The organism is Amaricoccus macauensis (assembly GCF_014201905.1).
Lineage (GTDB): Bacteria > Pseudomonadota > Alphaproteobacteria > Rhodobacterales > Rhodobacteraceae > Amaricoccus > Amaricoccus macauensis.
In genome coordinates this window covers 423,339-444,632 of sequence record NZ_JACHFM010000003.1, presented here as the reverse complement: position 1 = coordinate 444,632, position 21,294 = coordinate 423,339, and the positions used below count along the sequence as shown (strand labels likewise).

General features: G+C 68.1%; 21 protein-coding genes. 14 read left to right on the top strand and 7 right to left on the bottom strand.

Annotated features, from left to right (window positions below):
• Positions 1–80: 80 nt before the first annotated feature.
• Together HNP73_RS15965 and HNP73_RS15960 are read right to left on the bottom strand one after the other, a co-directional pair.
• Entirely contained in the window at positions 81–401 is a 321-nt protein-coding gene (locus HNP73_RS15965) for a DUF6280 family protein (protein WP_184151830.1), read from the bottom strand.
• Between the two features lie 173 nt (positions 402–574).
• Positions 575–1,378 (bottom strand): C40 family peptidase, encoded by an 804-nt coding sequence (locus HNP73_RS15960; RefSeq protein WP_184151827.1) that lies wholly within the window; start codon positions 1,376–1,378, stop codon positions 575–577.
• Between the two features lie 552 nt (positions 1,379–1,930).
• Here HNP73_RS15960 and HNP73_RS15955 point away from each other — a divergent pair.
• Complete coding sequence (locus HNP73_RS15955) at positions 1,931–2,140, top strand: cold-shock protein (RefSeq protein WP_184152646.1); 210 nt, start codon at positions 1,931–1,933, stop codon at positions 2,138–2,140.
• Positions 2,141–2,261: 121 nt separating this feature from the next.
• Here HNP73_RS15955 and HNP73_RS15950 read toward each other — a convergent pair whose 3' ends face one another.
• Together HNP73_RS15950 and rsmI are read right to left on the bottom strand one after the other, a co-directional pair.
• Complete coding sequence (locus tag HNP73_RS15950; protein WP_184151824.1) at positions 2,262–2,615, bottom strand: YraN family protein; 354 nt, start codon at positions 2,613–2,615, stop codon at positions 2,262–2,264.
• Between the two features lie 55 nt (positions 2,616–2,670).
• On the bottom strand, positions 2,671–3,573 hold the full coding sequence (gene rsmI / locus HNP73_RS15945; RefSeq protein ID WP_184151821.1) for a 16S rRNA (cytidine(1402)-2'-O)-methyltransferase: 903 nt from the start codon (positions 3,571–3,573) through the stop codon (positions 2,671–2,673).
• Positions 3,574–3,667: 94 nt separating this feature from the next.
• On the opposite strand from rsmI, the gene HNP73_RS15940 reads away from it, so the two are divergent.
• From HNP73_RS15940 to HNP73_RS15895, 10 genes are all read left to right on the top strand, one after another.
• Positions 3,668–4,858: a penicillin-binding protein activator gene (locus HNP73_RS15940; RefSeq protein ID WP_184151818.1), complete on the top strand. Its 1,191-nt coding sequence runs from the start codon at positions 3,668–3,670 to the stop codon at positions 4,856–4,858.
• Positions 4,839–7,679, top strand: coding sequence for a [protein-PII] uridylyltransferase (locus tag HNP73_RS15935; RefSeq protein ID WP_184151815.1), 2,841 nt, complete (start codon positions 4,839–4,841; stop codon positions 7,677–7,679). The genes HNP73_RS15940 and HNP73_RS15935 overlap by 20 nt, the downstream gene beginning before the upstream one ends.
• Positions 7,676–9,232, top strand: a complete 1,557-nt coding sequence (gene murJ / locus HNP73_RS15930) for a murein biosynthesis integral membrane protein MurJ (protein ID WP_184151812.1) — start codon at positions 7,676–7,678, stop codon at positions 9,230–9,232. The genes HNP73_RS15935 and murJ overlap by 4 nt, the downstream gene beginning before the upstream one ends.
• 587 nt (positions 9,233–9,819) lie before the next feature.
• Positions 9,820–10,788: a GAF domain-containing protein gene (locus tag HNP73_RS15925; RefSeq protein ID WP_184151809.1), complete on the top strand. Its 969-nt coding sequence runs from the start codon at positions 9,820–9,822 to the stop codon at positions 10,786–10,788.
• Positions 10,789–10,963: 175 nt separating this feature from the next.
• Complete coding sequence (gene adh / locus HNP73_RS15920) at positions 10,964–12,481, top strand: aldehyde dehydrogenase (protein ID WP_184151806.1); 1,518 nt, start codon at positions 10,964–10,966, stop codon at positions 12,479–12,481.
• Positions 12,482–12,566: 85 nt separating this feature from the next.
• Positions 12,567–13,598: an alcohol dehydrogenase AdhP gene (adhP, locus tag HNP73_RS15915; RefSeq protein WP_184151803.1), complete on the top strand. Its 1,032-nt coding sequence runs from the start codon at positions 12,567–12,569 to the stop codon at positions 13,596–13,598.
• Positions 13,599–13,601: 3 nt separating this feature from the next.
• Positions 13,602–13,958 carry a DUF779 domain-containing protein gene (locus HNP73_RS15910; protein ID WP_184151800.1) on the top strand — a complete coding sequence of 119 codons (357 nt, stop codon included), beginning with the start codon at positions 13,602–13,604 and terminating at the stop codon, positions 13,956–13,958.
• An 86-nt stretch (positions 13,959–14,044) separates the two neighbouring features.
• Positions 14,045–14,584, top strand: a complete 540-nt coding sequence (locus HNP73_RS15905) for a DUF1993 family protein (RefSeq protein ID WP_184151797.1) — start codon at positions 14,045–14,047, stop codon at positions 14,582–14,584.
• A gap of 75 nt (positions 14,585–14,659) precedes the next feature.
• On the top strand, positions 14,660–15,373 hold the full coding sequence (locus tag HNP73_RS15900) for a GNAT family N-acetyltransferase (protein ID WP_184151794.1): 714 nt from the start codon (positions 14,660–14,662) through the stop codon (positions 15,371–15,373).
• Between the two features lies 1 nt (position 15,374).
• Complete coding sequence (locus HNP73_RS15895) at positions 15,375–16,082, top strand: fused DSP-PTPase phosphatase/NAD kinase-like protein (RefSeq protein WP_184151791.1); 708 nt, start codon at positions 15,375–15,377, stop codon at positions 16,080–16,082.
• Between the two features lie 6 nt (positions 16,083–16,088).
• On the opposite strand, the gene HNP73_RS15890 is transcribed toward HNP73_RS15895, so the two are convergent.
• The 3 genes from HNP73_RS15890 to HNP73_RS15880 form a co-directional block, all read right to left on the bottom strand.
• Positions 16,089–16,322 carry a hypothetical protein gene (locus HNP73_RS15890; protein ID WP_184151788.1) on the bottom strand — a complete coding sequence of 78 codons (234 nt, stop codon included), beginning with the start codon at positions 16,320–16,322 and terminating at the stop codon, positions 16,089–16,091.
• Positions 16,323–16,397: 75 nt separating this feature from the next.
• A complete protein-coding gene (locus HNP73_RS15885) occupies positions 16,398–17,654 on the bottom strand; it encodes an NAD(P)/FAD-dependent oxidoreductase (protein ID WP_184151785.1) in 1,257 nt (418 codons plus the stop codon).
• The gene (locus HNP73_RS15880) at positions 17,647–17,955 is read right to left on the bottom strand and encodes a MocE family 2Fe-2S type ferredoxin (RefSeq protein ID WP_184151782.1); all 309 of its coding nucleotides are present in this window, start codon (positions 17,953–17,955) and stop codon (positions 17,647–17,649) included. Before HNP73_RS15880 ends, HNP73_RS15885 begins: the two co-directional genes overlap by 8 nt.
• Positions 17,956–18,237: 282 nt before the next feature.
• Here HNP73_RS15880 and HNP73_RS15875 point away from each other — a divergent pair, with 282 nt between their 5' ends.
• The 3 genes from HNP73_RS15875 (at position 18,238) to HNP73_RS15865 (ending at position 21,193) form a co-directional block, all read left to right on the top strand.
• Entirely contained in the window at positions 18,238–19,053 is an 816-nt protein-coding gene (locus HNP73_RS15875; protein ID WP_343063348.1) for a TIM barrel protein, read from the top strand.
• Positions 19,054–19,251: 198 nt separating this feature from the next.
• On the top strand, positions 19,252–20,199 hold the full coding sequence (locus HNP73_RS15870) for a sugar ABC transporter substrate-binding protein (RefSeq protein ID WP_184151779.1): 948 nt from the start codon (positions 19,252–19,254) through the stop codon (positions 20,197–20,199).
• A gap of 61 nt (positions 20,200–20,260) precedes the next feature.
• Positions 20,261–21,193 (top strand): sugar ABC transporter substrate-binding protein, encoded by a 933-nt coding sequence (locus HNP73_RS15865; protein WP_184151776.1) that lies wholly within the window; start codon positions 20,261–20,263, stop codon positions 21,191–21,193.
• The last annotated feature ends 101 nt before the right edge of the window (positions 21,194–21,294 follow it).

Sequence of the window (21,294 nt, the reverse complement as noted above, 5' to 3'; positions counted from 1 at the left end):
ATGCGAAAGCCCCGCCGGTCATCGACCGGCGGGGCTTTTCAACCTTGGCACCGCACCGGCAGGGCGCGGGCAGCTGCGTCTCAGGCGGCTTCGGCCTCGGCGCGGGCGTGCTGGCGCTCGCTTTCCTCGCGACTCAGGGCCACCGAAGTCCGGACACCACGGCGCACGAAATCCATCATCCCCTTCACCGTCCGCTCGTTCGGATCGATGCCGGCACACATCAGGACCTCGCGCCCGTCACGCGAACGGGCCCAGCGAGCGATCACGTCGGGGCCATTGCCATACTTCTTGTCGTCGGCGATGGCGTCGTCCAGCGCAGCCAGAACCACGGCGGCAAACAGTTTCTGAGCCCGCGCACCCTGATCATTGGTGAACGCCAGCTCGTCCACGTAATCGAACATTACGTCGTCCTTCCTCAAGACTTTTCTCTTATCGGTCTGGGCATACCGGATTTCGTCGCCCGGCGGGTCTGCGATTTCTGCCACCCTGGCATGCGCCAGCCGTATATCAACTGCCGAGCATATAGAGGCAGCACGACGCCAAATCAACAGAACTCGCCTCCGAAGGTTCCACTTCAGGATGCCGATTCCAGCGGCGTTTCAAGCGCAGTCTCGGCCCAGCGGAGGCGCCGGTAGTCAAACCCGGCCTCCAACGTCGGCTTCACAATGTGAAAATACGGCGAAAGATCAAAGTCACGGGGTGCGAACAAGGAGTGATGACGGATGTGCAATATCTCTCGCCGATGCGCGCGGGCGCGCGGATTGGCCCGAAACTCGCGCGTGATCCTCGGCAGGATGGGATAGCGGATGCGCTCGAAGGCTTCAGCAATCAGCGTTGAGCAGATTGCCCGGGTCGGATCGCCCGAGCCAACGGCCAGCATCCGGCGTCGCCAGCGCGCCGGTACCGGCGGCTCAGGCAGAGCGTAGCGCAGCAGGTCAGTGATGTTCTTCATGTCGTAGCGCTTGCCGATACTGCCAACCATAAAGTCGATCACCCGGGCGAGATCGGCATCCAACAGGTGGCTCGGCCGACAGATTCGGGTGTTGTAGAACTCGTACTTCGAGAGCGGCGCCGCGATGCAGCCGTCCCCAAGGTTCACCTCGACGAGGACGAGCGGTTCCCCATCCGCCGAAACCCGGCCGACGGCATTGCCGACGCAGAGCGCGGCGTGGCTCCAGGTCGACATCGTCAGGTACTTGATGGTGCTCGAGACCCGGCTGTTGCCCTCGACAAGCAGCACGTCGCCCGGCCGCAGGGAACGGCGCAGCGCCGCGACGTTGGCATGGGTGTAGGGGTGCGCACCGGGCGGCACCTCATTCAGGCGCCGCGCCAGAAACCGACCAAACCGGTCCGCCAGACCCTCCGCCGTCGCAGTCACAACATCTCTCCTGTCACACCGCCCCCTTTTCAGGAACGCTGCCAAGCGGCTGCGGTTTCGCTGACCGCGTCTCCTCCCGGCCCGCCGGCGCCTGTTTCTCCGGCCCCGTCGCGCGATGGCAACTCGTCCACATTCTGGCACGAAATCCGGCTGCGCCGGAACGAATGGAGGAAAACATGCCCCAAGGCCAGCCGAGCCACCGCGTCTCCCCGCCGCGCGGCTATCCGTGTCCGCCCATGCCTGCCGCACCCTGCCTGCCCTTGCGCTGTCGCAGGGTTGCCGAGCGGCGTTGTGCCGCGCCCCTTGACGCGCCGGCCCCGCCGCCGCTTCCGGCGCGTCGGATTCTCGGCGCCAGGCACTCTACCATACGTTGTATCAATAGGCGCGAAATGCGGAACCTCTTGCATTCGGGAGGTTTTTACCCGAGCCTCTGCTCGCTCTGTTACGTGGAACGACCTCCCTTGTCTTCACGGCTGGACAGTCGGTTCTTCGATGACTGCGCCAGGCCGCCGCATCCTCGCGGGCGGCACAAACGACAAGGACACGCGCCCGATGGCCTCCGGTACTGTCAAGTGGTTCAATGAAACCAAAGGCTTCGGCTTCATCCGTCCGGATGGCGCCGCCAAGGATGTCTTCGTCCACATCTCCGCGCTCCAACGCGCCGGAATCCAGCGTCTCGATGACGGCCAGAAGGTCAATTTCGACCTGGAGACCGGCCGCGACGGTCGCCAGTCAGCAGCGAATCTCTCGCTGGCGGACTAAACTTACAGGGCGGCTTGCAGCACGCGAGCGTGCCGCCCACCGCCCGGCGGGTCCCTCGCCGGGCGGTGGGCATCGAGCTTGCCCATCGGGGCCCGACGTGCAGTGGCAAACCGTGACCCGGCTACCAGCCATCGAAGGCCCGGGCATTCTCGATGCGCTCGAGCCGGCCGAAACGATCGACCAGCGCGAGGTCGAAGCGACAGGGCCGCGAGCCATCGGTCTGTTCGGCGAGATAGCGGGTCGCAGCCGCCCCGATGCGCGCCCACTGACGTTCGGTGACGGCGCCGGGATCGTGGTGGCGGCGGGCCTTCACCTCAACGAACACGATCTCATCGGGCAGGTCGACGACCATGTCGAGCTCGCCCTCCGGACAGCGCCAGCGCATCGCGCGGATCTCTCCGCCCCCCATCCGATAGGAGCGGGCGGCGAGTTCCTCCGCGGCAATGCCGGACTGAAAGTTCTGTGCGGTAAACATCGCCCGAGTGTGGCCCCGCCCCCCAACCGCCACAAGCCACCGCCGATCGACTTGGTTAACGCCGGGCCAGTTCCAGCGCCCGGGCATAGACCTCACGGCGTGGCAGACCGAGCGTCGCCGCCACTTCGGTCGCCGCGTCGCGCACCGTGAGCTCTTCAAGTGCGGTCACGAGGGCTGCATCGAGCGTCTCTTCCGAAGGCGCACTCGCAACCGGCGGCCCGGTGAGCAGAACCACCTCGCCTCGGGGGTCCGGCTCGGTGCCATAGGTCGTGGCAAGCTCCCCGAGCGACCCGCGACGCGTCTCCTCGAAGCGCTTGGTGAGCTCGCGGCAAACGGCCGCCTCCCGCTCGGCCCCAAGCACCTCGGCCATGTCCGCGAGGCACTCCGCCACGCGTCGGGGCGACTCGTAGAAGACGAGCGTCGCCGGCACCGCCGCGAGTTCCCCGAGCGCCCGGCGGCGCGCTGCACGCTTTGGTGGCAGGAAGCCGGCGAACAGAAAGCGGTCGGTCGGCAGCCCGGCGATCGACAGTGCCGAAAGCAGTGCCGAAGCCCCCGGCACCGCCGTCACCGCGTGCCCGGCCGCCCGCGCCTCCGCCACGAGACGATACCCCGGATCAGCCAGAAGCGGCGTCCCCGCGTCGGAGACCAGCGCCACGCTCCGCCCCTCGGCCAGCGCCGCCAGCAGCCGCGGACGCACCGCGGCACCGTTGTGGTCGTGATAGGCGACGAGGCTCCGCCCGCCGCGCCTGAGCCCGTGGATCTCGAGCAGCCGCCGGGTCGTGCGAGTGTCCTCGGCCGCGAGCAGATCGGCGGATCCCAGCACGTCGAGGGCGCGCAAGCTGATATCACGGGCGTTGCCGATGGGCGTCGCCACGAGATAGAGGCCGGCCGCCAGCGTTCCGTCGCCCTCCGGCTCCGGTGCGTCCGCCTCCGGCGCATCGCTCCGGTCGCTGTCCATTCCTCGTTTACTTCCGCCTGCCAAGGCCCTACGAAATGGCGACACCGCCTGCCGCGCACCTGAAAAGTCGCCCTGAAAGTCACGGTGAGGGATGATGCTGTCAACTCGATTCTCCATCCGCAACCTCCTTCGGCCCGCAGCTCTGGCGCTCGCCGGCACCCTCGTGGCTGGCTGCGTCTCGCAGGCGAGGCTGCCCGTCAACGACGGCATCGCGGTCGACGTGAACGGGCCCGTCAGGGTGGCATTGCTCCTGCCCTACGGCACGGGCGACGAGGGTCGCGAGCAGATCGCCCGGAGCCTCGAGAACGCCGCGCGCCTCGCCCAGGGTGACGTGCACAACGCCACGATCGATCTCGTCGTCTATCCCACCGCGGGCACCACGTCGGGTGGCGCCGCCGCGGCGAACCAGGCGGTTTCCGAGGGCGCGAAGATCATCGTCGGCCCGCTCTTCAGCACCGAGACGGCCGGCGCGGAAGGCCCTGCGGCCGCCGCGGGCCTGACGCTCCTCAGCTTCTCGAACAACCCCTCGGTCGCCGGGTCGAACGTCTACATCCTCGGGACCACCTTCCAGAACACCGCCGACCGGCTCATCGCCTACGGTCAGGCCCGCGGCCTCGGGCCGTTCGGCGTGGTCTACCCGTCCGGGCTCGAGGGCGAGACCGCCCGCGACGCGGTCCAGGCTGCTGCGGCCGACCGCGGCGCGACCCTTGCGGCAAGCCAGGGCTACAATCTCTCGGTTCAGGGCATCCAGTCCGCCGCCGGGCCGGCGGCGCAGGCGCTGCTCGGCGCCGGGGCGAACGGCATCATCCTGACCGACGGGCCGACCGGCGGCCTTTCGTTCATCGCCGACGGACTGCGCAGCAACGGCGTCGGCCCGGATCGGGGCCAGTTCCTCGGGATGCAGCGCTGGGACATCTCCGCCGAGGCGCTGCAGGCGCCGAGCCTGCAGGGTGGCGTCTTCGCGGCGCCCGATCCCGGCATCGTCACCGCGTTCAACGGCCGCTACCACGCCGCCTACGGCGAGAGCCCGCATGAACTCGCCGGGCTCGCCTATGACGGCGTGGCCGCGGTCGGCGCGCTGATCGCCGAGGCGCGGAGCCAGGGCGGCAGCCCGTTCTCCACCGAGCGACTGACCCAACCCTCCGGCTTTGCCGGCGTGAACGGCCCGTTCCGCTTCACACCGTCCGGCCGGGCACAGCGCAACCTCGCGATCATCGCAGTGCAGAACGGCGCACCGGTGGTCCGCGAACCGGCAGCGCGGTCGTTTGACACCGTTGGCTTCTGACCAGCTCCCGTCTTCCACGGCCGAGGCGACCGCACCCGACCCGTGGCCGGGCCTGGTCGCCGACCCCGAGCGCCTGATCGACGCACCGGCGCTCGCCGCGGCGATGGACAGCGCCGCGGCCGAGGCAATCGCCGCGGGCGACCGCTGCGCCATCCGCCCGGCCGTGGTGCCCCTGCTGCGCGATGCGCTCGCCGAAGCACGCGCGGCGATCGCCGCGGCGATCGCCGGCGCCCCGCGCGAGGCGCATCGGGCGATCCACGACTACGCCTGGATGTCCGGGACAATCGTGCGTCTGGTGCTCGACCTCGGCGTCCGGCGCATGCATGTCCTGCCGAACCCGACGTCGTCCGAGCACATCGCCGCCGTCGCGGTCGGCGGCTTTGGCCGCGCCGAGATGGCGCCGTTTTCCGACATCGACCTGCTGTTTCTCACGCCCTACAAACAGACGCCCTGGGGCGAGAGCCTGATCGAGAGCGTCCTCTATGTGCTCTGGGATCTCCGTCTCAAGGTCGGCCACTCGACCCGCTCCATCGACGACTGCCTGCGCCTCGCGAAGCAGGACGTGAGCATCCGCACCAGCCTGCTGGAAAGCCGCTACCTCTGGGGCAACCAGGCGCTGGCGGAGGCACTCGACTCCCGCCTCTGGTCCGAGCTTTTCGACTCGACCGGTCCGCAGTTCGTCGAGCTGAAGCTCGAGGAGCGCAACGCGCGGCATGATCGGCAGGGGAGTTCGCGCTACCTGCTCGAGCCGAATGTCAAGGAAGGCAAGGGCGGCCTGCGCGACCTCCAGACGCTCTACTGGATCGGCAAATACCTCTACCATGCCGGGTCCACCGAAGATCTGGTGCGCGTCGGCGTCTTCACCTCGGAAGAGTACGCGAGTCTCGCCGCCGCAGAGGCCTTCCTCTGGACCACGCGGGTCCACCTGCACCTGCTGAACGGCAGGCCGGTGGAGCAGCTGACCTTCGACGCGCAGGTCGATATTGCGGGCATGCTCGGCTACCGCGACGACAGCGCCCAGCGCGGCGTCGAGCAGTTCATGCACGACTACTTCCGCCACGCGAAGCACGTGGGCGATCTCACCCGCATCTTCCTCGCCGCCCTCGAGGCGCGGCACGTGAAATCGAAGCCGACCTTCGGCGAGAAGCTCCGCACGGTCTTCACCTTCGGCCGCGACCCGACGGGACGGGGCTTTACCCTGAAGAACGGCCGGCTCGACATGCTGGACGAGCGCGCCTTCGAGACCGATCCGGTCAACATCCTGCGGCTCTTCGAGGAGAGCCTTGCGGCCGATATCCCGATCCATCCGGACGCGCTGCGCCGGGTGGCGGCAAACCTCGACCTGATCGACGACGGCGTGCGCAACGACCGCGAGGCGAACCGCATCTTCCTCGACCTGCTGCTCGGCCACCAGAACCCCGAACGGGGCTTGCGGCTGATGAACGAGGTAGGGGTTCTCGGCGCCTTCATCCCCGAGTTCGGCCGCATCGTCGCGCTGATGCAGTTCAACATGTACCACTACTACACCGTGGACGAGCACACGATCCGCACGATCTCGACCCTCTCGACGATCGAACGGAAGGAGCTCACCGGCGACTTGCCGATCGTCTCGGAAATCATGGCGCGTGGCGTCGACCGGCGCGTGCTCTACGTCGCCCTGCTGCTGCACGACATCGGCAAGGGCTCGGGCCGCGACCATTCGACGGTCGGCGCCGAGGTGGCCGAGACGCTCTGCCCGCGCCTCGGCCTCGAGCCGCAGGAGACCGAGCTCGTGGTCTGGCTCGTGCAGAATCACCTGCTCATGTCCGACGTTGCCCAGAAGCGCGACCTCGCCGACCCGCGAACCGCCCGCGACTTCGCCCGTCAGGTGAAGAGCCCGACCCGGCTGAAGTTCCTGACCGTGCTGACCGTCTGCGATATCCGCGGCGTCGGCCCCGGGGTCTGGAACAACTGGAAAGCGATGCTGCTGCGCACGCTCTACAACGAGACGATCGACGTGCTGACCGGCGGCACCCAGGCGCCGAGCCGCCCCGAGCGCGAGGCTGCGGCCAAGGCCGCGCTCGGTGAGGCGCTTTCCGACTGGTCCCAGTCCGAACTGGAGGACGAGTGCGCCAGGCACTACGCCCCCTACTGGCTCGGGTTCGACACCCGCACCCACGCGATCTTCGCCCGTCTCGGCCGGGGTCTGAAGGACGACAGCCCCGAAATGGAGATCGAGCTCGACGCGAACCGCGACGCCACGCAGGTCTGCTTCGCCATGGCCGACCATCCGGGCATCTTCGCCCGCCTCGCCGGCGCGCTCGCGCTTGCGGGGGCGAACGTGGTCGACGCGCGCACCTACACCACCACGGACGGCGTCGCCACCGCCGCCTTCTGGATCCAGGATGCCAGCGGCAAGCCATACGAAGAGGCGCGCATGGCCCGTCTCCGGGCTTCAGTCCAGGGCACGATGGCCGGCCAGATCAAGGCGCGCGAGGCACTGCGCGACAAGGACAAGATCAAGAAGCGCGAGCGCGACTTCCAGGTGCCGACCCGGATCAGCTTCGACAACTCCGGCTCGGACATCTACACCATCATCGAGGTGGAAACCCGCGACCGGCCCGGCCTGCTCTACGACCTCGCGCGGACGCTGACGGCGAACGGGATCTCGATCTCCTCGGCGATCATCGCCACCTTCGGCGAGCAGGCGGTCGATGCCTTCTATGTGAAGGATCTGTTCGGGCTGAAGCTCTATACCGAGTCCAAGCGCTCGCAGCTCGAGCAGCGCCTCCGCGCCGCCATCGCCGCCGCAGTTCCCGAACCAGACAGAGCGACCAGATGAACAAGCCGATCCGGCTCCTGCCCGCCTTCCTCGCGGTCGGCGGGTGGACGATGGCGAGCCGTGTGCTCGGGCTCGTGCGCGACATCCTGATGGCGAGCTTCCTCGGCACCGGCCCGGTCGCGCAGGCATTCCTGATTGCCTTCACCATGCCGAACATGTTCCGCCGGTTCTTCGCAGAGGGCGCGTTCAACCTCGCCTTCGTGCCGATGTTCGCCAAGAAGGTCGAGGCGAACGACGACCCAGAGGGCTTCGCGCGCGATGCGCTGTCCGGCCTCGGATTCGTGCTCATCGCGCTGGTGGGTATCGGCATCGTCGTCATGCCGTGGTTCGTCTATGCGCTCGCCTCGGGCTTTCACGGCGACGAACGCTTCACCCTCGCCGTCGAACACGGCCGCATCGCGTTTCCCTACATCCTCTTCATCTCACTGACCGCGCTGCTCTCGGGCGTCCTCAACTCCCTCGGTCGCTTCGCGCTCGCCGCCGCCGCACCGATCCTGATGAACGTGGTGATGATCGCCTTCCTGCTCTGGGGCTGGTGGTCGGGCGGCAACATCGGGCTCTGGCAGATCTGGTCGGTCCCGGTGGCGGGTGTCGCGCAGCTCGCGCTCGTCTGGTGGGGCTGCGCGAAGATCGGCATGCCGATCCGGCCGCGCTGGCCGCGCCTGACGCCGGAGATGAAGCGGCTGACGGTGATCATGGTACCCGCCCTCCTCGCCGGCGGCGTGGTGCAGATCAACCTGATCGTCGGACGGCAGGTCGGCTCGTTCTTCGATGGCGCGGTCGCGTGGCTCTCCTACGCCGACCGGCTCTATCAGCTGCCGCTCGGCGTCGTCGGCATCGCCATCGGCACCGTCATGCTCCCGGACCTCTCGCGGCGCCTCAAGGCCGGTGACGGGTCGGGGGGACGTGACGCGATCAACCGCGCGACCGAGCTCACGCTCGCCCTCACGCTGCCTGCGGCGGTCGCCCTCATGGTAATCCCGGTGCCGATCGTCGCCGTGCTGTTCCAGCATGGCGCGTTCGATGCCTCCGACACCTGGCCGACGGCGCTGGCCGTGGCGGTCTACGGCGCCGGCCTGCCGGCGTTCGTGATGCAGAAGGTGATCTCACCGCTCTACTATGCGCGCGAGGACACCCGCTCGCCTTTCATCTTCGCGGTTCACGCGATGATCGTGAACGCGGTGATCGCGATCGGCCTCGCGCCCTTCATCGGCTTCATTGCCGCGGCCCTTGGCACCACCGTCGCCGGCTGGACGATGCTCTTGCAGCTCTGGTGGGGGACGCGCGCCATGGGCGACGCCGCCTCTGCCGACGAACGCCTGCGCCGTGCGATTCCCCGGATTCTGCTCGCCTGCATCGTCATGGGCGGCGTCCTCGCGATCGCGGCACACGTTCTCGCGGGAGCGATCGCTCACCCGACGCTGCAGTATGCAACGCTTGCGGCCCTCGTCGTGGTTGGTGCCGGAGTCTACGCCGCCGCAGCTCTCGGGTTTGGCGCGCTGAAGGTATCCGACGTGCGCGCCGCCCTGCGCCGCTCCCCGGCCAGTCGCTAGGAAACAGTCGCTAGGAACTCGTGAGGTTCAATCGCGGCGCCGGCGGCCCCCCGACCGCCGGCGCCGACGCCGGGCACGCTCCTTAGCGTCAGATCCGCTCGACCAAGTCTCGATGCAGATCCACTCCGGCGTTACGTTAAACCCACTTTCTTCAACAATTCGCCTCCGACCCGAGGTGTCGTCAAAGTCCTGCACGCCGCCCGCACTCTCATCTTCGTTGAACATGACTGTCCCCCGTCTTCCAAGGCGACCTGCGGCGCCGCCGCAGGACTGGCGCCACAAGCGTGCTGATTTCGACTGCCCCCCGGGGCGAAATTCCGTTGCGACGTCAATCACGGAAAATGGTCTACTGATATACCATGTCCCAGATCTCACCGCGCGCGGCACTTCTATTTAATGTATACGTGATGCTGCGATCGACGATCAAGATGCCGATGTGATCTGCATGATTGATGGATCGATCTATCTCACACGCTTTCCTCCGACCCCCGACATATCACCAGTTGACCAACTGGCGGACCGCGCGGAAACTCGGGGACCGGGAAGATCCCTGTCGAAAGGGACGACTCGGTGCGCCGGAGGAAGAAATGGCCCGAAGCACCCCACGTCCTGCCGCACGCCATGCCGCCCGTGTCGAGGCGACGCTCGCCTCCAACGCCCCTGCCCGCTCGGCGCTCGCCGCATCGTGGCGCCGCTCGTCCGAGCACCACAAGCTCGACCCGGCCGCGGACGCCGCGCCGCATCGGCTCGGCGAGGCCGAACTGCGCGACCACCGCGACGCCATGGGCCCCCTGCTCCACGCCGCGCGCCCCTCCCTCGACCGGCTCTATCAGGCCGTCGGCGGCAGCGGCTGCTGCGTGTTGCTGGCCGACAGCAACGGCGTGCCGGTCGATCGCCGCGGCGCATCCGTCGATGACCCGGTGTTCCGCGGCTGGGGCCTCTGGACCGGCGCGGTCTGGGACGAGAGCTCCGTGGGGACCAACGGCATCGGCACCTGCCTGATCGAGCACCGCCCGCTCACCATCCACCGCGACCAGCACTTTCTCGCCAAGAACGCCTCGCTCTCCTGCTCCGCCGCGCCGATATGGGACCACGACGCAAAGCTCGCCGGCGTCCTCGATGTCTCCTCGTGCCGCGCGGACCTGGCCGACGGCTTCGTCGATCTCATCCGCCTCGCCCTCGCCGACGCCGCGCGGCGCATCGAGGCAGAGGTCTTCCGCCTCGCCTTCCCCGACGCGCGAATCGTGCTCGCCGAGAACGGCGGACTTCTCGCGGTCGATCGCGACGACCTGATCGTCGGCGCGAGCCGCGCGGCACGGCAGGAGCTCGGGCTGACCGCCGAGCGCCTCGGCACCCCGCTGCCGGCCCGCGATCTGCTCGAGACCGGACGCGCGTGCGAGAGCCTCGATCATGCGGAGCGCGCGGTCCTGACTCGCGCCCTCGCCCGCGCCGGCGGAAACGTCTCCGCTGCCGCGGCCGCCCTCGGCATCAGCCGCGCCACGCTCCACCGCAAGCTGAAGCGCGATCCGTCGGTTCGTCCCTCCCGCGCGAACTGAGGCTCGCCTACGCTGCACCCGCGAAGAGAGCGCAACTTTCTTCCGAAGTGTCGCAGGTCTGCGACACTTCAATGCGACAGCCTTCGCGGCAGGGCTGATTCGCGCCTCCCGGCCTGCCATCTTCTCCTCAGGCACCGCGATCGCGGTCGCCCCCGAAACCCGGGAGGAGATGAAGATGAACAAGGTCGAGTTTCTCAAAGCCGCCGAGACGCCCTTCAAGACGCGCTACGGCAACTTCATCGGCGGTGAGTTCGTCGAGCCGAAGTCCGGCAAGTATTTCGAGAACCGCTCGCCGGTGAACGGCCAGGTTCTCTGCGAGGTCGCACGGTCGAACGCCGATGACATCGAGGCCGCCCTCGATGCCGCCCACGCGGCGAAGGACGCCTGGGGCCGCACCTCGCCGGCCGAGCGCGCGAAGGTGCTGAACCTGATCGCCGACCGCATGGAGGAAAACCTCGCGTCGATCGCCGCCGCCGAGACCTGGGACAACGGCAAGCCGATCCGCGAGACCACCAACGCCGACATCCCGCTCGCGATCGACCACTTCCGCTACTTCGCCGGTGCCATCCGCGCGCAGGAAGGCTCGTTGTCGCAGATCGACGAGGACACCGTCGCCTATCACTTCCACGAGCCGCTGGGCGTCGTCGGCCAGATCATCCCGTGGAACTTCCCGATCCTGATGGCGGTCTGGAAGCTCGCGCCCGCGCTCGCCGCCGGCAACTGCATCGTGCTGAAGCCGGCGGAGCAGACGCCCGCCTCGATCCTCGTCGTCGCCGATCTCATCGCCGACCTGCTGCCCCCGGGCGTGCTCAACGTGGTGAACGGCTTCGGCCTCGAGGCCGGCAAGCCGCTCGCCTCCTCGAACCGCATCGCCAAGATCGCCTTCACCGGCGAGACCACGACCGGCCGGCTCATCATGCAGTACGCCAGCCAGTCGCTGATCCCGGTGACGCTGGAGCTGGGCGGCAAGTCGCCGAACATCTTCTTCGAGGACGTTGCCGACGAGGACGACGACTTCTTCGACAAGGCGATCGAAGGCTTCGTGTTCTTCGCGCTCAATCAAGGCGAGATCTGCACCTGCCCGTCGCGCGCGCTCATCCATGAAAAGATCTATGACCGCTTCATGGAGCGGGCGATCCAGCGGGTGGAGGCCATCGTTCAGGGCGACCCGTTCGATCCGGCGACGATGATCGGCGCGCAGGCGTCGTCCGAGCAGTTCGAGAAGATCCTCGCCTACATCGACATCGGCAAGCAGGAGGGCGCGGAGCTGCTGACCGGCGGCGAGCCCGCGAAGCTGACCGGCGAGCTCGGGGACGGCTACTACATCAAGCCGACGGTCTTCCGGGGCCACAACAAGATGCGGATCTTCCAGGAGGAGATCTTCGGGCCGGTGCTCTCCGTCACCACCTTCAAGGATGACGCGGAAGCTCTCGAGATCGCCAACGACACGCTCTACGGCTTGGGCTCGGGCATCTGGACCCGCGACATCAACCGCGCCTACCGCTTCGGGCGCGGCATCCAGGCCGGCCGGGTGTGGACCAACTGCTATCACGCCTATCCCGCCCACTCGGCGTTCGGCGGCTACAAGCAGTCGGGCATCGGCCGGGAAAACCACAAGATGATGCTCGACCACTATCAGCAGACCAAGAACATGCTGGTGAGCTACAACCCGAAGAAGCTCGGCTTCTTCTGATCCGATCCGATCCGATCTGATCCAGATCAAGGGCCGGCGGCGTCCGCCGGCCCATCCTTGAACACGTGAAAACGGAGGAGACACCATGGCCAGGACCATGAAGGCTGCCGTCGTCCGTGAATTCGGCAAGCCGCTTTCCATCGACGAAGTGCCAATTCCCGAGCCGGGCGAAGGCATGATCCAGGTCGCCGTCCAGGCGAGCGGCGTCTGCCACACCGATCTGCACGCGGCCGAAGGCGACTGGCCCGTCAAACCGAATCCGCCCTTCATCCCCGGCCACGAGGGGGTGGGCTTCGTCTCCGCTGTCGGCAGGGGCGTTCGCAACGTCAAGGAAGGCGACCGCGTCGGCGTGCCGTGGCTCTACACCGCCTGCGGCCACTGCAAGCACTGCCTCGGCGGCTGGGAGACACTCTGCACCGAACAGCAGAACACCGGCTATTCGGTCAACGGCGGCTTTGCCGACTACGTGGTCGCCGATCCGAACTACGTGGGCCACCTGCCCGACAACGTCGATTTCGCCGAGATGGCGCCGATCCTCTGCGCCGGGGTGACGGTCTACAAGGGCCTGAAGGTCACCGACACCAAGCCCGGCGACTGGGTGGTGATCTCCGGTATCGGCGGCCTCGGCCACATGGCGGTGCAATACGCCAAGGCCATGGGCATGAACGTCGCGGCCGTCGACATCTCCGACGAGAAGCTGGAGCTTGCGAAGGAACTCGGCGCGACGCTGACGGTCAACGCCATGAACGAGGATCCGGCCGAGTACATCAAGCGCGAGACCGGCGGCGGCGCACAGGGCGTGCTCGTGACCGCCGTCAGCCCCAAGGCCTTCGAGCAGGCGGTGGGCATGGTGGATCGGGGTGGCACCATCTCGCTGAACGGCCTGCCGCCGGGGACCTTCCCGCTCGACATCTTCGGCATGGTCCTGAACGGCATCACCGTGCGCGGCTCGATCGTCGGCACCCGTCTCGACCTGCAGGAGTCGATCGACTTCGCCGCGCAGGGCAAGGTGAAGGCGACGATCCACTCGGCCAAGCTCGAGGACGTGAACGACATCTTCGCGAAGATGCACAAGGGCCAGATCGACGGCCGCATCGTTCTCGACATCGCGGGCTGAGCCATGGTCCGGGACGCCTCCGGCAAGGTGAGCGCCACACCGGGGGCGCTCACCCTCCTTGCCGAGATCATCGCCGACCACGGCCCGGTGCTGTTCCACCAGTCGGGCGGCTGCTGCGACGGCTCCTCGCCGATGTGCTACCCCCGCGGTGACTTCCTCATCGGCGAGCACGACGTCCTGCTCGGGACGATCGGAGAGGACACGCCCGTCTACATCGGCGCGGCGCAGTTCGAGGTCTGGAAGCACACCGACCTGACGATCGACGTCGTGCCGGGCCGTGGCGGCATGTTCTCCCTCGACAACGGGCGCGAGCGGCGGTTCCTCACCCGCTCGACGCTCTGCGAGGTGCCCCCGGCGTGATCGGGCCGTGGCCGGCCGTCATGGCGCTTGTGCCGCGCCCGGGCGCGTGCAAATCCTTCCGGCTCGTGTGACGGAGGACCTCGTCCATGCAGCCCTGTGATCCCGCCGCCCCGCCGCTCTGGCGGGCGACGGTGCCCGTGTTCCTCGGTGTTCTCGACCGGCTCGAGGCGAGCCTGCGCCGCGCCGAGACAAAGCTCGGCGACGGCTACGCCACCGGCCTCGCCCGCCGCCCGCAGGAGCATATGCTTCCCGCGGCGCGACAGGTGGCCACGGCGGTGCAGTTCACTCTGCGCATCGCGTATCCGCTCGCCGGGCAGCGCGTTCCCGAGGTCCGGGCGCCACTCGACGCGGGCGGGCTCATGGAGCGCATCGAGGCGACGCGCGCGCTGCTGCGCGCCCTCGACCCCGGCGCCTTCGCCGACGCGGGGACGCGCGTCGTGCGTGACCAGGCGGGTTTCGCCGTGCTCGATCTGCCGGGCGAGGCGTACCTGAACGAGTTCGGCCTGCCAAATCTCTACTTTCATCACGCAATGGCGCACGTGGCATTGAAGCAGGCGGGCGTGCCCCTCGGCAAAGCCGACTTCGACGGCAAGCACGATTACCCCGAGGGTTTCTCGCTGGGCTGAAGTTCCGTCATCATCCCGTTACTTGCATGCGCTGGAGCCGCGTGCGAGTGGGGTAGTGATTGGGGGAGACCAGCGATGCCGTCATTCGGAGAGCCATTACCCGACTGGACGCCCCCAGCCCCGCCGCAGCCAACGCGGCTTGACGGCATCTCGGTCCGCCTGGAGCCGCTCGTGCCCGCGCACGCGCCGGCGCTCTTCGCGGCCAACCGGGAGAGCGACGCGATCTGGGACTATCTGCCCTATGGCCCGTTCGGCGAAGAAGCCGAATACGTCGCCTGGGTGACATCGGTGGCGGGCAAGGCCGATCCGATGTTCTTCACCGTCATCGACACCGCCACGGGCCTTCCAGGCGGCGTCATGAGCTTCCTGCGCATCACACCCGCCTCAGGCTCCATCGAGGTCGGGCACATCTGCCTTGCTCCGCGCTTGCAGCGCACCCGTGCGGCGAGTGAAGCGATCTACCTCATGGCCGACTGGTCATTCGCGAACGGCTATCGGCGCTTCGAGTGGAAGTGCGACGCGCTGAACCTCCCGAGCCGGCGCGCGGCCGAGCGTTTCGGCTTCTCCTACGAGGGGGTGTTCCGGCAGGCGACGGTGGTCAAGGGGCGCAACCGCGACACGGCCTGGTTTGCCATGACCGACGGCGACTGGCGCTGTCTCGCGCCCGCCTGGCGGACCTGGCTCGATCCCGCGAACTTCGACGCCGACGGCCGCCAGCAGCAGAGGCTTGGCGATCTCACCGCGCCCTGCCGCGTTTCAGCAGACCCGAGCAGGGCGGAGGCAGGCTGACGTGGCCAAGGGACTGGTCCGGCGCTGGCAACGGCGCTGGAAGGATGGCTGGAGCGGGCGTCTCGACAGCCCGCGCGCCCGGCGTGACGCGACAATCGACATGCTGGTCTTCGACCACGGGCTGATCCGAACCCTCTGGCACAACGAGGCCGAGGTCGCCCCCGGCGTCTGGCGTTCCAACCAGCCGGACCCTCGGGCAATCCGGGGACTCGCGGCGCGCGACTTTCGCGCGATCCTGAACCTTCGCGGCGCCACCGAGTACGGCTCGTACCTGCTGGAGGCCGACGCGAGCCGGGCTGCGGGGATCAAGCTCGTCGACTTCAAGCTCTCCTCCCGGGTGCTGCCGTCCCGGGCGCAGATCCTCGCGCTCGACGCACTCTTCGCCAAGCTGCCGAAGCCTTTCCTTTTCCACTGCAAATCCGGCGCCGACCGAGCGGGCTTCGCCGCGGCGCTCTACTTGCTGCTACGGGAAGAGGCCGCCCCGGCGGACGCCCTCAATCAGCTCACCTGGCGCCACCTGCACTTCAGCCGCGGGCCGGCGGGGATCATGCGCTACATGATCGAGCGCTACGCCGACGATGCCGCGCAGGAGCCCATGACGTTCCGCCAGTGGGTCGAAACCCGCTATGACCCGGCCGCACTCACCGCAGCCTATCAGGAAGATCCAACTGCGCGCTTCATCAACGACCGGGTGCTCCGGCGCGAGTAGAAGGCCTCAGTTCGGGAACAGGTCGTCGGCTGCGCGGATCTTGACGCCACCCCCGATGGTGAAGAGTCGCTCACCAGCGAGGAAGGCCTTGCGCTCGTCCTTGGTGAGCCAGAGCCGCGCGGGCATGGCGCAACCAACCACGTCACAGGTGACGGCGGTCGACGGATAGCCGAGCGGGAGCGCATAGCTCACATGCTCGGAATCGTTCGGCCTGTGGTCGTCGCAGCGAGCGGTTGCCATGGTCCATTCCTCCCCGTTTGGTCCAAAGGATGAGAATGGCACGCTGCGGCCGGATGGCAAGGCCGCGGCGCAAGGTCAGGCGCTGAGAAGCTTCTTCAGGTTTGGCACCGTGGCGAGCGCCTCGGGGTCCGGGTGAGCGCCGCGCGCGATCAGCATCTCCGCGAGACGGATGTCCTTCGCGACCGCATTGCCAGGCCCGACGCCGCTCGCAGCGAGAAGCCGCCCCTCCGGGCCGAGGTGAAAGAGCACGAAGCCCTCCCCGACCGGGCGTCGGACGGTGGTGATGGACCCCTCCGCGAGACCGGCAATCTGCAATGTGAGATCGTACTGGTCCGACCAGAACCACGGCACGGCCGATACCGGCTGCTCGGCGCCAAGCATGTTCCGCGCCGCCAGTGTCCCTTGTTCCTGCGCGCTGCGCCAGGACTCGAGCCGGATCCGCCGGCCATAGCCCGGATGCAGGAACGCGGCGCAGTCGCCGGCCGCGAAGATCGCCGGATCCGACGTCGCCAGCCGGTCATCGACGGCAATGCCGTTGTCGATCGCAAGCCCCGCCGCCTCGGCGAGGGCGGTCTCGGGCACCGCGCCGATGCCCACAAGCACCAGATCGGCAGGCACGGTGATGCCGCCCTCCAGCGCCACCCCGTCGCCGGTCACCTCCACGATGCGGGCACCGAAAATCAGCCGCACCCCCTCGGCCTCGTGCCTGGCGGCGAGAATGCCCGCCACCTCCTCCGGCACGCCGCGCGACAGGAGCCGGGGCAGCGCCTCGATCACCGTCACCTCGGTTCCGAGCCGGCGCGCGGAGGCGGCAAGTTCGAGCCCGATGAAGCCGCCTCCGATCACCGCGAGCCGCCGCCCCGGCCCGAGTGCCGCGCGGATCCGTGCCGCGTCCTCAAGGCCGCGCAGCGTCGCGACATTCGGCCCGTCGATCCCCGGCACCGGCAACGCGCGCGGCCGCGCCCCGGTGGCGAGGAGCAGGCGGTGATAGGCGAGCCGCGTGCCATCCGAGAGCACGACGACCTGCGCCGCACGGTCGAGTGACACGACCGTGACGCCGGGCCGGAAGACGATCCCGCGCTCGGCCAGGCCGTCGGCGCCGCCGATCGTCTTCGGCTCGGGCATGTCGGCCGCGATCGCGTCCTTGGACAGCGGCGGGCGCTCGTAGGGCGTGTGGATCTCGGTGCCGACCAGCGTCACCGGCCCGTCATATCCCGCCTCGCGCAGGGCGAGCGCCGCGCGCGTGCCGCACTCTCCTGCCCCGACGATGACGAAACCCGGCGCTTCGGAACCAGCCTCGGAGCCCGTCCCGGCGGGGCCCGCCTCAGACATCGACGAAAACCTCGCCGTCCTCGACCTTCACCTTGTAGGTGTTCAGATCGACGCAGACCGGGGCGCCCTTCGCCTCGCCGGTGCGGTAGTCGAAGCGGCCGTTGTGCTTCGGGCACTCGATGATGTTGTCCAGAACGAGACCGTCGGCGAGGTGGATCTGCTCGTGGGTGCAAAGCCCGTCGGTGGCGAAGAACTCGCCGTCGGGGCTGTGGTAGATCGCGAAGGTGCGTCCGTCGTGATCAAAGCGTGCGACGTCTTCCTCGTCGATGTCGTCGGCGGAGCAGGCGCGGATCCAGGCCATTGCGGTAGTTCCCCTCTCGAGTGCCGCGGCGGCGCGCGGTGCCTGCCGACCTGATAGGGGCGGACTCGCGACCGCTCAATCTGCGGCATGACAGAACCTATCAGAACACATCAGGACGGTCCCTGCCACTCGACGTCACCTCTCGCCGCGCCCGGCCGCTCTCCACGTGGCATCCGAGACTTTGAAACCGCGCTGCGACGTGGTGATCTTTCGGGAAAGGGCGGCGGAGTCCGCTCGGTGAGAATCGCACCCGCTCGTTGTGCAGATCAGGAGGAGGACGCCGTGCCGTCGACCCCACCCCGTTTCGCGCTCAACCACATGACCGCCCCGCGCCTCGCGCCGGACGCGTTCTTCGCCCTCGCGGGCGCGCTCGGACTGGACGCGGTCGAGATCCGCAACGACCTTGAGGGCAACGCGATCCTCGACGGCACGCCGCCCGCGCGCATCCGCGGCCTCGCCAGCGACGCGGGCGTGCGGATTCTCTCGATCAACGCCCTGCAGCGCTTCGACGACTGGCGCGCCGAGCGGGCGAACCAGGCCGTGGCCCTCGCCGACTATGCCGCCGCCTGCGGTGCCGAGGCGCTGGTTCTCGTGCCCACCAACGACGGCAGCCGGCCCGACCGCCTGCAAGCGGCGCTGGAGGGGCTGAGGGCGATTCTCAAGGGTCGGGGCCTGCGCGGTCTCGTGGAGCCGCTCGGTTTCGAGAGCTGCTCGCTCCGCCTGAAATCCGAGGCGGCGGCAGCGATCCGCGCCATCGGCGGGGCCGACACGTTCGGTCTGGTCCACGACACGTTCCACCACCACCTCGCCGGCGAATCCGAACTCTTCCCGGAGCTCACCGCCCTCGTGCACATCTCGGGCGTTGATAACCCGGACCTTGCGGTGGCCGACATGCGCGACCCCGACCGCGTGCTCGTCACCGCCGCGGACCGGCTGGGAAACGTCGTGCAGATCCGGTCGCTTCGACAGGCGGGCTTTGACGGATACCTCTCCTTTGAGCCGTTCGCTGTGGAAATTCAGGCCCTCGACGACCCGAAAGCAGCCCTCGCGGCCAGCATGGCGCTCGTCCGCGAAAGCACGAGCACGTCCACGGCCTGAACCCGATCGCTCCGACGCGGCGCCGGAATGAGCGCTTGACGTCGCGACATAAAATGGAATAAATATTCTGAAATGCCGCAGGGCACGGCTGGGCATTCCATGTCGCGCCCGCGGACCGGCGACCGGGCGGGAGACCCGGCGTCTCCGGGAGTTCACAAGGGCGCGCCCGGGCGCCCGCAGTGGAGGGAAAGACCAATCATGCGGAGACTTCTCGCGGGCATCGCCCTCTCGACCGTATTGGCGCAGGGCGCGATGGCAGCCAACGTCGGCGTGTCGATGGCGCTCTTCGACGACAACTTCCTGACCGTGCTGCGCAACGGGTTGCAGGACTACGCGGCGACGCTGCCGGACGTGACGCTGCAGGTCGAGGACGCCCAGAATGACGTGGGCAAGCAGCTGAACCAGATCCAGAACTTCGTCGCCTCCGGCGTCGATGCGATCATCGTCAACCCGGTCGATACCGACGCCACCGTCGCGATGAGCCAGGCGGCGAACGACGCCGGGATCCCGCTCGTCTTCGTCAACCGCCAGCCGGCGAACCTCGACGATCTGCCGGAGACCCAGGCGTTCGTCGCGTCCGACGAGAAGGAATCGGGCACCCTCGAGACCCAGGAAGTCTGCCGCCTGCTCAAGGCCGCCGGCAAGGACAAGGACGGCGCCAACATCCTCGTGCTGATGGGCGAGCTGTCGAATCAGGCGGCCCGCCAGCGCACCGAGGACATTCACGACGTCATCGCCACGCCGGACTGCAGCTTCATGAAGATCATCGAGGAGCAGACCGCCAACTGGTCGCGCACCCAGGGCACCGACCTGATGACGAACTGGCTCTCGGCGGGCGTGAAGTTCGACGCGGTCGTCTCGAACAACGACGAGATGGCAATCGGCGCCATCCAGGCGATGAAGAGCGCCGGCGTCGACATGAAGGACGTGGTCGTCGGCGGCGTCGACGCCACCCAGGATGCGCTCGCGGCGATGGCGGCGGGCGATCTCGACGTCACCGTCTTCCAGGACGCCGCCGGTCAGGGCAAGGGCGCGCTCGACGCCGCCCTCTCGCTCGCCAAGGGCGACAAGGTGGACCGCAAGGTCTTCATCCCGTTCCAGCTGGTGACCCCCGAGAACCTCGCGGAGTTCCAGAAGGCGAACTGACGCCGATCCCGGCGGCCCTCCGCCGGGATCACGACCCCACGATGCATCCCGGAGACACGACATGAAGGGCTTTCTGTCCGCAACCGCGCTCGCGCTCGCTTTCGCCGGGGCGGCACAGGCCCAGACGGTCGGCGTCACCGTGGCGCGCTTTGACAGCACGTTCCTGACGCTGGTCCGGGACGGGATCGAGGCGAAGGCGAAGGAACTTGGCGACGGCGTGAAGCTGCAGATCGAGGACGCGGTCAACGACCCCACCCGCCAGCTCGATCAGGTGCAGAACTTCATCGCCTCCGGCGTCGACGCGATCATCGTCGTGGCCGTCGACGGCGAGGGCACGCCGATGATGACCAAGGCCGCGACCGACGCCGGCATTCCGATCGTCTACATCAACCACCCGCCCGCGGACGCGGCGACGCTGCCGGCGACGGCGGCCTTCATCGGCTCGGACGAGAAGCAGTCAGGCACCATGCAGACCGAGGAGGTCTGCCGGCTGCTCGGCGGCAAGGGCCAGGCCTTCGTCCTCATGGGGCCGCTCAACAACAGCTCCGCCAGTGTCCGCACCCAGGACATCAAGGACGTGCTGGCAAAGCCCGAGTGCGCCGGCATCAGCATCATCGACACCCAGGTCGCGAACTGGGACCGGCTCGAGGCGGTCGACATCATGACGAACTGGCTGAGTTCCGGTCAGAAGTTCGACGCGGTGATCGCCAACAACGACGAGATGGCGATCGGCGCCATCCAGGCGATGCAGGGCGTCGGCACCGATTTCTCGACGATCATCGTGGCGGGCATCGACGCGACGCCCGACGGCCTCGCGGCCATGGACCGGGGGGAGCTCGACGTGACGGTCTTTCAGGACGCGCACGGTCAGGGTGCCGCCGGCCTCGCCACCGCGGTCGATCTGGCGAAGGGCAAGCCGCTCGAACAGAACATCTGGATCCCGTTCCAGCTCGTCACGCCCGAGAACATGGAAGAGTACCAGACGACGAACTAACCCGGAGGAAGACAACTTTGGTACTGGCCTCAACCGAGAGTCAGGTAGACCATCCCTCCCTCACCCGCAGTCCGGCGGAGACGATTGACGTCCGCCGGGAC

Coding starts and splice junctions, on each gene's coding strand:
- HNP73_RS15925 (WP_184151809.1), top strand. CDS start 9,820: ATGGCCCGAAGCACCCCACGTCCTGCCGCACGCCATGCCGCCCGTGTC.
- HNP73_RS15870 (WP_184151779.1), top strand. CDS start 19,252: ATGCGGAGACTTCTCGCGGGCATCGCCCTCTCGACCGTATTGGCGCAG.
- HNP73_RS15940 (WP_184151818.1), top strand. CDS start 3,668: ATGCTGTCAACTCGATTCTCCATCCGCAACCTCCTTCGGCCCGCAGCT.
- HNP73_RS15900 (WP_184151794.1), top strand. CDS start 14,660: ATGCCGTCATTCGGAGAGCCATTACCCGACTGGACGCCCCCAGCCCCG.
- murJ (WP_184151812.1), top strand. CDS start 7,676: ATGAACAAGCCGATCCGGCTCCTGCCCGCCTTCCTCGCGGTCGGCGGG.
- HNP73_RS15955 (WP_184152646.1), top strand. CDS start 1,931: ATGGCCTCCGGTACTGTCAAGTGGTTCAATGAAACCAAAGGCTTCGGC.
- rsmI (WP_184151821.1), bottom strand. CDS start 3,573: ATGGACAGCGACCGGAGCGATGCGCCGGAGGCGGACGCACCGGAGCCG.
- HNP73_RS15885 (WP_184151785.1), bottom strand. CDS start 17,654: ATGTCTGAGGCGGGCCCCGCCGGGACGGGCTCCGAGGCTGGTTCCGAA.
- HNP73_RS15905 (WP_184151797.1), top strand. CDS start 14,045: ATGCAGCCCTGTGATCCCGCCGCCCCGCCGCTCTGGCGGGCGACGGTG.
- HNP73_RS15965 (WP_184151830.1), bottom strand. CDS start 401: ATGTTCGATTACGTGGACGAGCTGGCGTTCACCAATGATCAGGGTGCG.
- HNP73_RS15890 (WP_184151788.1), bottom strand. CDS start 16,322: ATGGCAACCGCTCGCTGCGACGACCACAGGCCGAACGATTCCGAGCAT.
- adh (WP_184151806.1), top strand. CDS start 10,964: ATGAACAAGGTCGAGTTTCTCAAAGCCGCCGAGACGCCCTTCAAGACG.
- HNP73_RS15950 (WP_184151824.1), bottom strand. CDS start 2,615: ATGTTTACCGCACAGAACTTTCAGTCCGGCATTGCCGCGGAGGAACTC.
- HNP73_RS15910 (WP_184151800.1), top strand. CDS start 13,602: ATGGTCCGGGACGCCTCCGGCAAGGTGAGCGCCACACCGGGGGCGCTC.
- HNP73_RS15865 (WP_184151776.1), top strand. CDS start 20,261: ATGAAGGGCTTTCTGTCCGCAACCGCGCTCGCGCTCGCTTTCGCCGGG.
- HNP73_RS15880 (WP_184151782.1), bottom strand. CDS start 17,955: ATGGCCTGGATCCGCGCCTGCTCCGCCGACGACATCGACGAGGAAGAC.
- adhP (WP_184151803.1), top strand. CDS start 12,567: ATGGCCAGGACCATGAAGGCTGCCGTCGTCCGTGAATTCGGCAAGCCG.